The organism is Flavobacterium sp. N502540, assembly GCF_025947365.1.
Classification (GTDB): Bacteria; Bacteroidota; Bacteroidia; order Flavobacteriales; family Flavobacteriaceae; genus Flavobacterium.
Window position 1 is genome coordinate 3,731,573 of record NZ_CP110012.1, and the last position, 15,502, is coordinate 3,747,074.

General features: G+C 34.8%; 16 protein-coding genes. 4 read left to right on the top strand and 12 right to left on the bottom strand.

Annotated elements, in window-relative coordinates; all coding sequences use genetic code 11:
* Positions 1-23 precede the first annotated feature (23 nt).
* Positions 24-1,694 carry an OstA-like protein gene (locus tag OLM58_RS15725; RefSeq protein ID WP_413614482.1) on the bottom strand — a complete coding sequence of 557 codons (1,671 nt, stop codon included), beginning with the start codon at positions 1,692-1,694 and terminating at the stop codon, positions 24-26.
* Between the two features lie 409 nt (positions 1,695-2,103).
* Between OLM58_RS15725 and OLM58_RS15730 the strand changes: the two genes are divergently transcribed.
* Positions 2,104-3,897: an alpha-amylase family protein gene (locus tag OLM58_RS15730; RefSeq protein ID WP_413614483.1), complete on the top strand. Its 1,794-nt coding sequence runs from the start codon at positions 2,104-2,106 to the stop codon at positions 3,895-3,897.
* 389 nt (positions 3,898-4,286) lie between these two features.
* On the opposite strand, the gene OLM58_RS15735 is transcribed toward OLM58_RS15730, so the two are convergent.
* The 7 genes from OLM58_RS15735 to rsfS all read right to left on the bottom strand — a co-directional run bounded on the left by OLM58_RS15735 (position 4,287) and on the right by rsfS (position 9,908).
* On the bottom strand, positions 4,287-5,066 hold the full coding sequence (locus tag OLM58_RS15735) for a superoxide dismutase (RefSeq protein WP_264529684.1): 780 nt from the start codon (positions 5,064-5,066) through the stop codon (positions 4,287-4,289).
* 8 nt (positions 5,067-5,074) lie between these two features.
* Entirely contained in the window at positions 5,075-5,344 is a 270-nt protein-coding gene (locus OLM58_RS15740) for an acyl-CoA-binding protein (protein WP_264529685.1), read from the bottom strand.
* The gene (locus OLM58_RS15745) at positions 5,344-5,997 is read right to left on the bottom strand and encodes a phosphatidylserine decarboxylase family protein (protein WP_089077391.1); all 654 of its coding nucleotides are present in this window, start codon (positions 5,995-5,997) and stop codon (positions 5,344-5,346) included. The genes OLM58_RS15740 and OLM58_RS15745 overlap by 1 nt, the downstream gene beginning before the upstream one ends.
* Positions 5,987-6,874, bottom strand: coding sequence for a phosphatidate cytidylyltransferase (locus OLM58_RS15750; protein WP_264529686.1), 888 nt, complete (start codon positions 6,872-6,874; stop codon positions 5,987-5,989). The genes OLM58_RS15745 and OLM58_RS15750 overlap by 11 nt, the downstream gene beginning before the upstream one ends.
* A 1-nt stretch (position 6,875) precedes the next feature.
* On the bottom strand, positions 6,876-7,481 hold the full coding sequence (locus OLM58_RS15755; protein ID WP_017496525.1) for a lactate utilization protein B/C: 606 nt from the start codon (positions 7,479-7,481) through the stop codon (positions 6,876-6,878).
* Positions 7,482-7,595: 114 nt separating this feature from the next.
* Positions 7,596-9,521 (bottom strand): ATP-dependent zinc metalloprotease FtsH, encoded by a 1,926-nt coding sequence (gene ftsH, locus OLM58_RS15760; protein WP_017496526.1) that lies wholly within the window; start codon positions 9,519-9,521, stop codon positions 7,596-7,598.
* Between the two features lie 15 nt (positions 9,522-9,536).
* Complete coding sequence (rsfS, locus tag OLM58_RS15765) at positions 9,537-9,908, bottom strand: ribosome silencing factor (RefSeq protein ID WP_017496527.1); 372 nt, start codon at positions 9,906-9,908, stop codon at positions 9,537-9,539.
* Positions 9,909-10,001: 93 nt separating this feature from the next.
* Here rsfS and OLM58_RS15770 point away from each other — a divergent pair, with 93 nt between their 5' ends.
* Positions 10,002-10,730, top strand: coding sequence for a biotin--[acetyl-CoA-carboxylase] ligase (locus OLM58_RS15770; protein ID WP_264529687.1), 729 nt, complete (start codon positions 10,002-10,004; stop codon positions 10,728-10,730).
* A 105-nt stretch (positions 10,731-10,835) separates the two neighbouring features.
* On the opposite strand, the gene OLM58_RS15775 is transcribed toward OLM58_RS15770, so the two are convergent.
* The 3 genes from OLM58_RS15775 to pyrE form a co-directional block, all read right to left on the bottom strand.
* Positions 10,836-11,489, bottom strand: a complete 654-nt coding sequence (locus tag OLM58_RS15775) for a hypothetical protein (protein WP_264529688.1) — start codon at positions 11,487-11,489, stop codon at positions 10,836-10,838.
* 324 nt (positions 11,490-11,813) lie between these two features.
* Positions 11,814-12,206 carry a hypothetical protein gene (locus OLM58_RS15780; protein WP_017496529.1) on the bottom strand — a complete coding sequence of 131 codons (393 nt, stop codon included), beginning with the start codon at positions 12,204-12,206 and terminating at the stop codon, positions 11,814-11,816.
* A gap of 187 nt (positions 12,207-12,393) precedes the next feature.
* Entirely contained in the window at positions 12,394-13,044 is a 651-nt protein-coding gene (gene pyrE, locus OLM58_RS15785; RefSeq protein ID WP_173966806.1) for an orotate phosphoribosyltransferase, read from the bottom strand.
* A gap of 7 nt (positions 13,045-13,051) precedes the next feature.
* Between pyrE and OLM58_RS15790 the strand changes: the two genes are divergently transcribed.
* Positions 13,052-13,660 (top strand): NUDIX hydrolase, encoded by a 609-nt coding sequence (locus tag OLM58_RS15790; protein WP_264529689.1) that lies wholly within the window; start codon positions 13,052-13,054, stop codon positions 13,658-13,660.
* Between the two features lie 261 nt (positions 13,661-13,921).
* Positions 13,922-14,152 carry a DUF4287 domain-containing protein gene (locus OLM58_RS15795; RefSeq protein WP_202704424.1) on the top strand — a complete coding sequence of 77 codons (231 nt, stop codon included), beginning with the start codon at positions 13,922-13,924 and terminating at the stop codon, positions 14,150-14,152.
* A gap of 72 nt (positions 14,153-14,224) precedes the next feature.
* On the opposite strand, the gene OLM58_RS15800 is transcribed toward OLM58_RS15795, so the two are convergent.
* Positions 14,225-14,731: a hypothetical protein gene (locus OLM58_RS15800; protein WP_264529690.1), complete on the bottom strand. Its 507-nt coding sequence runs from the start codon at positions 14,729-14,731 to the stop codon at positions 14,225-14,227.
* Positions 14,732-15,502: the final 771 nt, after the last annotated feature.

Sequence of the window (15,502 nt, forward strand, 5' to 3'; positions counted from 1 at the left end):
GAACTGAGAGTGAAAACTGAAAACTATTTTTTAGTCTTACTCTTAGAGTTTGTAGTGGTCTTCACTGCGGGTTTCTTTTTGTCGTAATCCAGGGTTTCTTTTCTAACTTTTAGAGGTGTATTTTTATCTTTGGCCTCTTCGTCTTTTCCTTCCTGGATTAATTTATCGTTCATTTCATTGTCTTCAGCCGTAAAGATATCGTCTTTCGACTTTATTCGTTCGTCGCCGCGCCAATGCAGGCCTCTCAGTTTACGGGCATTTTCAGGTAAATCGGCTTCAGGATATACATCGCCGTCGACTTTGTTGAAAAACGTGATGGTTTCAATATCGTTATTTTCGATAATCAGATTGATTTTACTGCTTACATTTTTATTGATTCCAATTAGCTCATTGTCATCATTTCGCATGTAATAGATTACCTCGGTGTTTTTTATCACGTCGACATCATGTAGTTTTCCTTCTCTGAATTTTCCAAATAAATTGAGTCCTTTAACTTGATTGTAGCCGGTTCCGAGGGTATCCCGCGAGACTATAAAGGTGTTATTGAGAACTTTTAAGGAATCTAGTTTTTTAGTGTTTTTATCACCAATAAGATGCATGACATCTCCTGTGATTTGGCTTTCTCCATTCCAAAGAATCGGGTTGCCAATTAGTTTTGTCAAAGCAGTCTTGGAATTGGAATGGATAGAATCACATTTCCCGCTCATGTCTATTTTGTAAAAACGGACATTGTTGTAAGCTCTTAAAATACGTTCACCTTCTTTTCCGGTAACCATCAGTTTTTTTCCGTGAATATAAACCGAATCTTTTTCGACCAGATTAATGGCTACGGCTCTTTTGGTTACAAACATCGAATCTTTGAGTTTGTAAATCTCAGCATAATGGCCTTTTACAATTCCACGATTGATAGAGTCCGTGATTTTTACATTTCGGGTTGCAGAGGCAAATTCAATATTTCGATTGTAGTATAAGCTGTCTCCTTCTATGAGACGATCATCATATTTGATGTAAGATTTCCGTAAAAAATGTGCAAGATTCTTCTTGGTGTCATAAAAACCCCTTTCCGTATAAATATAATTGGATTTACTGGTAATGGTTGAAGGACCAAGTAAATAAGAGTGTCCTGAATTGCTATAGTAATCTAAATGATTTGATTTGATCACATATTTTGGATTGGTAATCGTTACTGCAGTCAGGAACTGAAACTTTTTCTCGGCCACATAATACCTTCCTGATTTACTAACCAGTGTATTGTCTTTATTGATGATAGTCCCCTTGGTGTTGTAAAAAACCTGCTGAATGTTTCGGTCAAAGTTTATCGTATCTGTACTTAAAGTGGCATCAGGCGAACTCATGACAGCGTCACCGGTCGCAAAAGCTTTTTTTACATTACCACTGTATTCGGCATATTTGCTGTTTAGGAATAAGGTGTCACCTTGTACCAATTGCACATTCCCAAAAGCTTTAAGATAATTTTCTTTTTGAAAGAAATAAGCTTTATTACAGGTCAGTACAACCCCGTCATGATTCACTTTTACATTTCCGGTTAGCAGTAAAGCACCCGGGATTTCGTTTTCGTTGATTTCTTGAAAATCAGCATTTTCAACAATTATTGTTTTAGGTTTTTGAGCAAAAAGATCTTGTGCATTTAAAAAAAGCAAACAAAAGGATATGAAAAATAGTAATTTCTTCAATGGATTAAATTTTTGTCAAATTTATGAAAAAGGTTATAACCTTTATGGATATTAAGATTAATTTATTAATACAGATTTTTTGAATGGATGGATAGGTTGTAATGAAAAATTCTATATCAATTTGATGAAAAAATGTTCATTTGGTTTTGAGTTTAATTTATCAACAAAACGGAGTACTCTTACGTTGTAGTTGGTGATTTTGTACTTCTTCCCAAGCAAAAATGATTTTTAGGTTTTCCTGAATTTAAAAATTAGTCTAAATTTAGGAAATGGTTTTCAGAATCAGGAATATTATTTCCGATTTGGAGATCAATCAGATTATAATGTAAATATGATAAATAAGAATTTTTTTGTTGCGGGACTTTCTGTAGTTCTGCTGTTTTCGGCATGTAAAACCAAAGATCTAAAAATGTATACAAGTAAAGAAGAGACTCCCAAAGAGACTAAAATTGTGGTCTATCAGGTTTTTACGCGTTTGTTTGGAAATAAAAACACCACTAATAAGCCATGGGGGACGATCGAGGAAAATGGTGTTGGAAAATTTAATGATTTTACAGACAAAGCGCTGCATGAAATTAAGGATTTAGGTGTTACCCATATTTGGTATACAGGTGTTCCGCATCATGCATTGGTAGGGGATTATAAGGCGTATGGAATTTCAGATGATGATCCGGAAGTGGTAAAAGGCCGTGCAGGATCTCCGTATGCTGTAAAAGATTATTATAATGTAAATCCCGATTTAGCGGTGAATCCGGCAAACAGATTACAGGAGTTTGAAGCGTTAATCGGGCGTACGCACAAGGCAGGACTAAAGCTGATTATTGATATTGTACCCAATCATATTGCAAGAAAATATGAAGGTAAAAGTAATCCGGCGGGAGTAAGAGATTTTGGAGCCGATGATGATGTGAATATGGAATACAAACGAGATAACAATTTTTACTATATCCCAAACAATCATTTTGAAATACCGAGTGGAGATATTCCGTTAAATGGAGAAAAAAATGTACTTGTAGACGGGGTATTTAATGAAAATCCTGCAAAATGGACTGGAAACGGTTCCAGAAAAGCGAAGCCCGACCAAAATGACTGGTATGAAACGGTGAAAGTAAATTATGGAATTCGTCCCGATGGATCAAAGGATTTTATGGAACTTCCTGCAGGATTTGATCAAAAATCGTATCAGGAACATTTTGCTTTTTGGCAAGACAAAGATGTTCCGGATTCCTGGAAAAAGTTCAGGTCTATTGCTTTGTATTGGATTGACAAAGGGGTGGATGGTTTTCGTTATGATATGGCGGAGATGGTACCTTACGAATTTTGGAGTTATATGAATTCGGCAATTAAGATGAAAAATCCAAATGCCTTTTTATTGGCAGAAGTTTACAATCCAAAGGAGTATCGTAACTATATTCGTTTGGGAAAAATGGACTATCTCTATGATAAAGTTGAAACTTACGATAAGCTGAAAGATATTATTCGCGGAAAATCATTGCCAGATGGATTATCAGATATTCAGAAAGGAATGGAAGATATTGAGCACAATATGTTGCATTTTTTAGACAATCATGACGAACAGCGATTAGCTAGCCCTGAATTTGCAGGAACTCCCGAACGAGGGAAACCTTTAATGGTAGTTTCGGCAACAATTAGTACGGCTCCAACTATGGTTTATTTTGGACAGGAAGTAGGTGAAGCAGCAAATGAGAATGCCGGTTTCGGAACGCGTTCCAGAACATCTATATTTGATTATATTGGCGTGCCAAATCATCAGCGTTGGATGAATGAAGGGAAGTTTGATGGCGGACAGCTTTCGGATTCAGAAAAGAAGCTGCGTGATTTTTATAAGAAATTGCTAAATTTCTCACTTAAAAGCCCCGCTTTAATGGGGAGTTTTCAGGAAATTCAAAGTGTAAATCGTCAAAATAATATAGGTTACGACGATTTAATTTATTCGTATGTACGTTGGTCAGAGCATCAAAAACTGATCATCGTGACTAATTTTTCTTCAGAAAAAACAAGTGAATTTGATTTGAAAATTCCTTCGGATATTATTTCAAAATGGAACTTAAGAGATGGAGTTTACAATCTTAAAGATGAATTATACGAGAAGAATGCTGTGCAATTTAAAGTAAATAATGGTGAAGGAGTGGTGAGGGTGAAAATAATGCCTTCGGAGTCATTTATTTTTGAATTGAAGTAGTGCGGAAACTTCTAAAAAAAGGCTGAAAGTCTTTAAAGCATCAGAATAGTGCAACGCACTATGGGGGAAATTAAAATTGATTGTTACCCTGAAAGGGTAAAGGCAAACACACACAAAGTTTGTTTTTTTTCTGCAAAGAGACAGATTGTATATTTTTAAATGAATTGTTGTAGAGTAAATTTGTTAGGAATGGTTTACTGAAGATTAATCTTTCGCCCTTACAGGGCTAAATAGTTTGTTTTCTTACTTCATAGTGCTTTGTACTATGTTGTTGCTTAAGCTCTTTCAGAGCAGATTTTAAACAAGAATATCTTCTATGTAATTTGATCTGTTTATTAGATATAAAAAAAAAGCTGATACTTAAAATGTAGTATCAGCTTTTTTATGATTTATACTTTTTTTACTTTTTTCAAAGCTTCGATGTAATTTTCGTTTACTTTTTCCCAGTTAATATGCTGATAAAAAGCATCAATATAACTCCCTTTTCTGTTTTGGTAATCCAGATAGTAAGCATGTTCCCAAAGATCGATTCCTAAAATTGGAGTTCCGGGAATCAGGGCGTTTTTCATTAAAGGATTGTCCTGATTTTCAGTAGTCGTTATCTGAAGTTTTCCGGCTTTGTCGACAATCAGCCAAACCCATCCGGATCCGAATTGTTTGGTTGCCTGACCTTTGAACTGGCTGGTTAGATTGCTTAGAGAACCAAACTCTTTATTGATCGAACCTGCTAAAGTATCTTTTGGAGTTTGTTCTTTTGGTGTCAGAATATTAAAATAAAGTGTATGATTGTAGTATCCACCTGCATTTTGACGAAGCTTGGCATTACTAAGATCCATTTTTTTAAGAATATCTTCAATAGGCAGATTTTCAAACTCCGTATTTACAATTTCTTTGTTGAAATTGTTGGTATAAGTTAAATAATGTTTTGAATAATGTGTTTCCAGAGTAAGAGTTCTTATTGCAGGAGCTAAAGCATCATAAGAAAATGGCAGTTTTGTCAATTCAAAAGAACCCGGGTCTGCTTTTACATCATTTGGAGATCCAATGGTGATTTTTTCTTCTTTTGTAGGCAAAGGAACCTCTACAACTTCGGTTAACTTATTGTCATTACATGAAAATAATAGAAAGAATGAAGTCAAAATGCTAAAACGAGTAATGTTTTTCTTCATAATGTTAGTTATTTTGATGTTAGCGAATTAATGATTGCGATATAGTTTTCTTTGGCCTCCTCAGCTGTAAGATGACTTATTTGCATCCAGGCATTAGTTTTGAAAGCATTTCGTAAATCAAAATTCTCCGATTGATTGTACACAGCTGTTCCAAAAGTTGCTTGTTTGTAATAGGCATAAAGTCTTAACTGCACGTCTTGCGGCAGTGTAGCCTGAGTCATTTGTAAAGCGGTCTCAACGGCCTCTGAAAAACGAGTATCTAAATCTTTTTCAGTCATTAAGCTTTTGTAGCGATGATGGTTTTTCCACCAATTGCTTTTTGGTTTAATACTACATTGATTGGAGTACCTAAAGGTAAAAATAAATCTACTCTTGAACCAAATTTTATAAATCCGGCATCTGTCCCCTGAACAACCTGCATTCCTTCTTTAGCGTAATTTACAATTCTACGTGCCAAAGCTCCTGCAATTTGTCTGTACAATACCTGTCCAAAAGTTTCGTTTTCGATTACAACTGTTGTTCTTTCGTTTTCTTCGCTTGCTTTTGGATGCCAGGCAACTAAAAACTTTCCAGGGTGGTATTTGCTAAATTTGATAATACCGTCCATTGCGTAACGAGTTACGTGTACATTAATTGGTGACATGAAGATGGATACCTGAAGACGTTTGTCTTTAAAAAATTCTCCTTCATAAACTTCTTCGATAACCACAACTTTCCCGTCTACAGGAGCAAGAATGTGATCGCTGTTTCTGATTGCGATTCTTTTTGGATTTCTAAAAAATTGCAGAATGATAATTAATACTAATAAACCAGCTAGCTGAACTAATATTCTTAGCCAATTGATATCAATGAATTTTTCAGCAATTAAAAGTACAGCTACCGCGAAAACAGTACCTAGCAAAATGGATGGGCCTCCTTCTTTATGAAACATAATATAAAATTTGATAAAATAAAAATATAATTGGTGCTACAAATATAACACTATCTAGTCGATCTAATACGCCTCCGTGACCCGGCATAATGGAACCGCTGTCTTTTACTCCGGCAACTCTTTTGAATTTGGATTCAATTAAATCCCCAATAGTTCCGAAGATGCTAACGATTAAAGCAATAATCATCCAGATAAGAATAGATTTAGTGCTGAAATCTGCTTTTGGCTGTATGTATAGTTTTGAGATTAAAAATCCGGCAAAGGCAGCAAAAACTACTCCGCCAAGGAAACCTTCAATTGTTTTTTTAGGTGAAATACGCTCAAACAATTTATGTTTTCCCATTGACTTTCCAACTAAATAGGCAAAGGTGTCATTGGTCCAGATTAAAACGAATAATCCGATGATAATTTTTGGATTGTAATCTTTGATACCAAATGAAATTTTAGTGATAAAAAGAAAAGGGAGTGTTACATATCCAAGCAAATAAACATATTTGGATGTTTTACTGATGATTTGTGTGTCATCAAATAAAAATACAATACATTTTATAGATACAATTAAGGTGATGATGAGCAGTGCCGAAAAAAGCTTTTCGGTATCAACAGTAATTATAATATTTTCTTTAAATGTTTTGCTAATATAGTTTTCAGTTTCAGTTTTGTAAAAACTGATTAAAGCGACTGCGCTATAAAACAGGGAAACAAATAAAATTGAAAAAACTTTATTGATCCCAACTAAATTACAGAATTCATAAGTGGCTATAATCAGAAAGATGCCAAAAAGAATAATAAAGCTTTCGGTAGAAAACAGAATAGAAGTTAGTAATAAAGCGATATAAACAGCACCAGAAATGGTTCTCTTGAGTGTTTCGTTCATCTTAAAGATCTTCTAAGAGCAATAAATACAAGTTTTTGGCAACACTTCCGTATTGAGTAAAATCTTCTTCTTTTGCTTTTTCGAAATATTTTATTGTGGTAATATTAGTAGGGTAGTCTCTTTCGTACTTGCGTTTGATCGCGCTTAGACCATCACTTTTGATGGAAAGTATCTGACTTGTTGTAGCAATAATAACAATGTTTGCAGGCAATTCGTTTGGTTTATCCTGTCTGATTTGTTTAGAGGAGAATAAAATAGAACCTTCGTCAGCAATCAGATTCTCACAAGTGGCAAGTAAAAATTTTGGGTTTCTAGGAGAAAGATAAAGCAGTTTATTTTCTTCAAGCAAACTAAATAGAGCAGGTTCATAACACAAAACTTCGTTTTCGAACCAGTCGTTTTCTTCTAAAATGTTTTCAAATTGTTCCGCAACCTCCTGTTTGTTTTCGCAATACAAGAACTTGCCTCCATTTTTTTTGAAATTAAAAATGAATCTTTCATCGATAGATAAATGACTGTCAGGAGCTTGGTTTGCCCCGTATTCACTTTCATGTTCTTCATCAGAAGCTGGCTCACTGGAACCAAATATTTTTTTGAAAAAATTCATTTTATATGAAATACTTTACATGTTAATTGAAAACGTTCAAAGATAAAAAAATCTTAATTCAAAAGGGTGTTTTGAATTAAGATTTTAAAAAATATTACATATTTACTGAATTATCTATGAAACCACTTCTTCTAAATTTTTATCAAAAGTGCGTTTTCCGAAGATAGCTTCTAAGTCATCTTTAAAAATAACTTCTTTTTCAATTAATATATCAGCTAATTGATTTAGCTTGTCTTTATTTTCTTCAAGAATTTCAATGGCTCGTTGGTATTGGCCTTCAATTAATTCTGAGATTTCTTTGTCAATGATTTTTGCAGTTTCGTCAGAATATGGTTTTGAAAAATTGTATTCGCTTTGACCGCTTGAATCATAATACGTAACATTTCCAATTTTATCATTCAAACCATAGATCGTTACCATAGCACGAGCCTGACGTGTAACTTTTTCTAAATCGCTTAATGCTCCGGTTGAAATTCTGTCAAAAGTTACTTTTTCAGCAGCTCTTCCGCCCATAGTAGCGCACATTTCGTCTAACATTTGATCAGTTCTGACGATTTGTCTTTCTTCCGGTAAGTACCAGGCTGCTCCTAAACTTTGTCCACGAGGAACAATCGTTACTTTGATTAGCGGTGCAGCATGTTCTAACATCCAGCTTACAGTCGCGTGACCAGCTTCGTGAATAGCGATAGCTCTTTTTTCTTCCGGTGTAATGATTTTGTTTTTCTTTTCAAGTCCGCCAATGATTCTGTCCACAGCATCAAGGAAATCTTGTTTGTCTACAGCGGTTTTATTGTTACGGGCAGCAATCAGGGCAGCTTCGTTACAAACATTAGCAATATCTGCACCAGAGAAACCAGGAGTTTGTTTGGCTAAGAAATCAAGGTCAAGACCTTCTACTTTTTTGATAGGTGCTAAGTGAACTGCAAAGATTTCAGCTCTCTCACGAATGTCCGGTAAGTCAACAAAGATTTGTCTGTCGAAACGTCCTGCACGCATTAAAGCTTTGTCAAGTACATCTGCTCTGTTGGTTGCAGCCAGAACAATTACGTTAGAGTTTGTGCCAAAACCGTCCATTTCTGTTAGTAATTGGTTTAATGTGTTTTCTCTTTCGTCATTTCCGCCTGACATATTGCTTTTTCCTCTTGCTCTACCAACAGCATCAATTTCGTCGATAAAGATGATGGCAGGAGATTTTTCTTTGGCTTGTTTGAATAAATCACGTACACGTGAAGCACCAACACCTACGAACATTTCAACAAAATCAGAACCTGATAAAGAGAAAAACGGAACCTGAGCTTCACCAGCAACTGCTTTTGCCAATAATGTTTTACCTGTTCCCGGAGGCCCTACTAATAAAGCTCCTTTTGGGATTTTACCTCCAAGATTAGTGTATTTTTCAGGGTTTTTTAAGAATTCTACAATTTCTTGTATTTCTTCTTTTGCACCTTCTAAACCAGCTACATCTTTGAATGTAGTTTTAATATCAGTTTTCTCGTCAAATAATTTGGCTTTCGATTTTCCAATGTTGAAAATTTGTCCGCCACCGCCACCGGCACCGCCTGACATTTTACGCATAATGAAAATCCATACACCAATAATAATGATGATAGGAAGTAGGCTGATTAAAATATCGCTCCAGTTGTTTTTCTGTAAGAAATTAAAATCTTTCAGTTTACCTTCGCCAACTGCTTTTTCCAGTTTTGTTTGGAAGATTTGATCGTTACCAATTTCTAAAGTATAATGAGGACCTTTATTAGGTCTGTCAAAAATATCTTTAGCTACTTTTTTATTAGCCGCGTCTTTAAGAGCTGCAGCGTTTAAATATACTTCAGCTTCAGCTTTGTTATAAACGATTACCTTTTCAATTTGTCCTTTTTCTAATAAAGTGTTGAATTTAGAAGAAGTTAATTGAGCAGGTTCGCTTAAGTTTGATCCACCGGTTGCAAAACTTATAAATAAAAAAACCAGAAGTATTGCAGTATATATTAACCAGGGACTTATTTTAAATTTACTCGGATTTGGATTATTATCTTTAGCCATTAGAAGAAATTTTCTTTAGTATTTGTTTTCGATTGTAGTTATTTTGGCATCACCCCAAAGGCTTTCGATGTTGTAGTATTCTCGAATGTGTTTTTGGAAAACATGCACTACAATGTGTACATAGTCCATAAGAACCCATTCCGCATTATCGGTTCCTTCTACATGCCAGGGTTTATCCTTTAAATCTTTTGATACAGTTTTTTGAATTGAATTTACAATGGCATTAACTTGGGTATTTGAACTTCCGTTGCAAATGACAAAATAGTCACAAACTGCAGTGTCTATTTCTCTTAAGTCAAGAATATCGATATCATTTCCTTTTACTTCTTCAATCCCTTTGATTATGTTCGCCAATAGAACATCATTATTAACAGTCTTTTTCGCCATGAATTATTTTATATGAATTTGTAAAGTTACCAAATTTTGTGATTATTTTTGAACCTTAACAAAATATTAAATTAAGTTATTTAAATTACTTAAATGAAACTAATCAAACTCGATGCCATAGATTCTACAAACGATTTCCTTAAATCATTGTCAAGTCAGGATGAACTGGAAAATTTTACTGTAGTAACGGCTGAAAATCAGACAAAAGGCAAGGGGCAGATGGGGGCTAAGTGGCAATCTGAGGTTGGTAAAAACTTAATTATGAGTGTTTTGGTGCGAGATTTTGTCTTTAATAATGAGCGTGTTTTTAACCTTAGTGTTATAGTGTCTTTAAGTGTAATTGAGGTGCTAAAATCTCTAAATATTCCTGATTTAAGTATAAAATGGCCAAACGACATTATGTCATATAATAAGAAAATTGGTGGCATACTTATTGAAAATACCCTCAAAAGTGATGGCAGGATTGTGTCAGTTGTCGGATTGGGTTTAAATGTCAATCAGACTAATTTTGATGAACTTCCAAATGCCTCTTCATTGGCAGTGATTTCGGGTAGTAGTTTTGAGAAAGAATTTTTACCTTATTTGATTGTCGAGAAAATGAAAGAGATGATAGGAGCGTGGGAAGTTAATTCTAAACATTTATGGTCTGTTTATTTTAATTCATTATTTCGAAAAGGTGTTCCGATGCCATTTAAGAACCTCGAGAATCAAAACTTTATGGGAATCATTCAAGGAGTGTCACCTGTAGGTAAGATTCAAATTCTATTGGAAGACGATTCCGTTTCAGAGTTTGATATTAAGGAGATTCAGATGCTTTATTAGAAGATTCTAAGGTTCAAAGATTCTAAGGTTCTGAGTTGCTAAGGTTCAAAGGTGCAAAGGTTTTGGTTGCATTATAAAATCTGTTAAATCGGTTTGAAACACTTTTTAAATCTTTACTGTTTTGACTGTTTTTGGAGCTATTTTTCTGTTCCAGTAAAGAATATAGAACGTTCCAAGGATAGAAGGCGCCATCCAGGTAATCATATTTCCAAGTCCAATTCCGGCCACGATAAAAGCGGTTACTGATGCAATTAGTGCTCCAATCATTTTTCCGATGTGCTTAGATAACCAATTATTTGTTTTTGATACGTTTTTAAAGAAGATAAAATCCTTTACAGTCATATAAAGTCCAAATCCGCCAAAGAAGGTGAATAAGATGCTGTTTTGAACCGAATTCAATTGATAGTAGATCCCAATCGAAATCATTATTACAGATAAAAACAACATGGTTCCTGAGATCAATTTATCGTAAAAATCGGCTTTTGTTTTGTGTTTAAAGTTTAAAGCTCTGTTTCCTGATATTACCAGATAAATAGTGAATAAGCCGATTAGGAATAAAAAAATATTCTGATGTTTGGGCATCCAGCAAATAGGGATAGAGATAAGTGAACTTGTGATCATTCCTATTGAAAATAAGTTTCCCATTCTCTTGTGCAGGGCACTTCCTTTTTTGACTAAAACACTTCCTGTTCCGGAAATAAGTCCGATTCCTCCAAAGAATGCATGAATGTAAATTAAAATCTTGATAGTTGCTTCCATTTTTTTTGTTTGGTTAATGGATCAAACTTCGATTAATAATTCAGGATGTAATAATTTATAGTGCTGAAGTGTTGTTTTTCGTGGATGAAGTGTTCTTTTAAGATGCAAAGGCTCAAAGGGGCAAAGGTTCAAAGGCTTTGAGGTTTTAATCGTATCGTGTGTTATTTCGGCGTGAGGAAAGATCTTCGCGAAAACTAGGCTAAGATTGAGGATTTATATTGTAAAGACTTTTATTTCCACGAACCAGGAATAATGGCGCGAAAAAAAAGCCTGATCGTTAAATCAGGCTCTCGTTTATAATTCACAATTAATAATTAATCATTATTAAAGTTTAGTCATATTGTTTGCTAAAGTTTCGATGAATTTGCTGATTGGTCCTTTGATCATCATTGCCATCATAGCATTGAATTCGCCTTCAAAAAACAATTGAACGGCACTTTCTGAACCAGAAACGCTGTCAATATTTGAAGTTAAGGTAAATGGAAGTTTATCGCTTGCAGCTCCTAAAACAATTTTGCTTGGTGCTGTTTTGTCTTTCATTTTAAGTTTTATTTCCGGCATGCCTTTCAATCCAAAAATAAAAGCGTCTTCGCCAATTACTTCAAATTTAGCAATATTATCCGGCATTAATTTTTCGAAATTCTTTACATCAGTCAATAAGTCAAATAAATCCTGAGCTGATTTCTGAACGGTAACTTTTGGACTTTCTAAGTTCATATATTAATTTGTTTTTATTTTTATTTAACCGCAAAGGGTGCTATGGATTTTGATTTTCTTTGTGTTTACAAACGCAAAGTTCGCAAAGCTGGATTTTTTAATAAATTCCAATTTTTTTAATTCCAAATTCCAAAAAAGAGCGAAGCAATTTTTAAAAAATCTGCAATCTAAAATCTGCAATCTACAATTACTCCTCCTCCTGTCCCCAAGTCGATGGACTCACGTTCCATTCTTGCAGGGTAGACTGTTGTTCTTCGCTGATGTATTGTTTTTGAACCGCTAAATCCAGTAGGTTTTCGTAATTGCTTAAGGTATACAAATCGATATTGGCATTTTTAAAGTTTTCTTCGGCAACATTAAAACCATAGGTAAAAATGGCAGCCATTCCTTTAATATTAGCTCCTTCGTTGCGTAAAGCTTCCACGGCCATCAAACTACTGTTTCCGGTACTGATTAAATCTTCTACCACAACAACATTTTGACCTTTTTGTAAAAAACCTTCTACCTGATTTTGTCTTCCGTGTTTTTTAGCTTCAGGACGCACATATACGAAAGGTAATCCAAGGCTTTCCGCCACAAGAATTCCAACTCCAATGGCTCCGGTAGCAACTCCGGCAATGACATCCGGTTTTCCAAATTGTTTTTCTATATTTTTCGCAAATTCATCACGAACGTAATTTCGGATGCTTGGAAATGAAAGAATTAACCTATTATCACAATAAATAGGAGATTTCCAACCTGAAGCCCATGTAAAAGGATTTTCGGGATTCAATTTAATTGCATTTATTTGCAAAAGCAATTCGGCTGTTTTTTCGGCAGTATCTTTATTAAAAATCATAGTACAAATGTATAAAGTTTTTGTGAACGACAAACCACTTTTTTTGACAAATGAAATCTCGAGAGAGACTAATTTTCAGTTATTCTTGTTAGAGAGTATTGATATCGAGCAGCTTATAGTGAAAATCTTTCAAAATAAAATTCAAAAAGCTTATTTGTATCATCCTGACGAAAAGGAGATTATGAAGACCTTAAAAGCAAAAATTCCTGTAAGTAAAGCTGGGGGAGGTTTTGTGTACAATAAAAGAGGCGAAGTTTTATTTATCTTCAGAAATGGAAAGTGGGATTTGCCTAAGGGCGGAATCGAGAAGGGGGAAGAAATCGAAGCTACGGCTATTCGTGAGGTGGAAGAAGAAACAGGCGTGAGTCAGCTTCGTATTACCAATAAACTTCAAAAGACATATCATGTTTTTAAACGTAACGGAAAATACAAACTCAAAATCACGCATTGGTTTGAAATGCATACTGATTTTGAGGGAACTCCTCATGGTCAGGCTGAAGAAGGTATCGAAAAAGTGGCCTGGTTAAATCCGGAACAAATAAAAGAAGCTTTGAAAAACTCCTACGAAAACATTAAGCTGTTATTTGAAGAGGAAAGCGAAATTAAAGTAGAGTAAGGGAAAAAAATACTATCTCATTATTTTCTGATCATTTTTTAGCACTTTTAATTAGGCGTGCCACCACCCTGATAAGAGGGCAAGGCACTACACGCCTATACATCCTCTTAATTGGTGCTGTAGGATTTCCAGGCTATTGTGCTAGTAGGGTTCTATTCGCTACTTATAGTTGTTTTTGCAGTAAAAACTAAGAATAATCTTGGTAATGTTTTGGTTTTAATTGTATTTTCGTTTGTCGATTAATCAACTAAACGAACTTTTATGTCATTTCAAGCGTATTTAAAAACAATCAAAGAAAAAACGGGCAATGGTCCGGCCGAATTTAGAGCTTTGGCAGAACAAAAGGCATTTACTCAGGAAGGAAAACTTAAACCTGAAGTAAAAGCCGGAGATATTGTAAACTGGCTTAAAGCAGATTTTGAATTAGGGCAAGGTCATGCAATGGCAATCTACGCCTTGCTCAAAGGAATTAAGGACGAAAACAGCCAATAGTAGTCTTCGCCCAAGTCCAATTGTTTTGCTCGTGGAGACATTAACTGAGTTATGTTTTGAACAGAAATGGATTCACGAGCAGAATCTTTTAAATTGCCCTAGAGTATCATCAATCAGATATTCAATATCTAAGAAGTTTTGCGCAAGCTTTACTACCTCATCCTGAAAGTTTTCGGGGTTTAATGTTGTCCAGCCCTCCATTAAGGTTAACGGACCATAGTTAGTTGCCACATTCGGCCAGTTACTTTCGTGCGCTTTAAATGATTTTCTGAATATTTCGGCAAATTTTCGGCTCTCTATAGAGTAAACTTTAAATTTTCTAAGTTTTAAAGCGTGAATGTTGTACATCACCCTCTGTTTTTCAATACTTGTATCAGTAACCCAAGCCGAAAAGAAAATTCGTGATTCAGAAGTTAAGGCTTCTAACGGATTGACCGACCAGGATTTTTTATACAGTTTTATAAATACAGAATCTAAGTAGACACCAACTGAAACTTCGATCGATTTTTCGTTTAATATTTTTTGATCGAGGCGGTCGGCGGCTCTCTGAAAGCTTTCGAGATAAAAAGAGGTATTCATTGTGGTTTTTGGTTTAATGGTTTGGTTATAGTTTTACAAATATAATAGAACTGTCTGATAATCTGTGTGTTTTTGAATTAATCAGAACCAATCATTAATGTTTTAAACCTCCTGTTTTGGAAGAATCTTAGCAATTAAGAGAGTAAAAGGGGGTAAATGAATTGTAGATAGTACGAAGCTTTACAGGGGTGAAAGCCTAATCTCAACGAGAAAATATTTCCGAAGTTTTGTGTGGTGTTTTCGTTTAAGTTGAGTTGTTCTCTCTAAAAAAAAACTTTGTGTTTGTTTGCTTTTGCCCTTTCAGGGCGGGATTTACTTTTTATTTAATTTGCAGTGCGTTGCACTGCGCTGTTGCCTTTTAGGCTTTCAGCCCGTTTTTTTGAGGAATTGCTCCAGCGGCGCAAAATGTTTCTGACTAATGTAGCTTCCAGGCATCAAAAAACTCCAGCGGAGCGAAATATAAATATTTTGAGCATCTCCTTTTTTAGTCGCTGGTATTTAGATTTTGAATATGTTTTTAATTTTAATCCATTAGACAAGTTGATTTAGGCTTATGAAGGATATAAAAGGTTTTACAAGTGTTCGATTCAGGCCGAAAAAGAAAAGCCTAATGAAGTTTGACTTTGTATTAGGCTCTTTTTAATGATTTTACTTTTCCCTAGAGTGAACGTCTCGCTACTATCTTTTACGTTGTTTTAATTTAGATTGCATTGATGGACGCGGAGGGTTTTTATTTTATTGTAGAACAACAATTTATAAATTGGTAGCCTA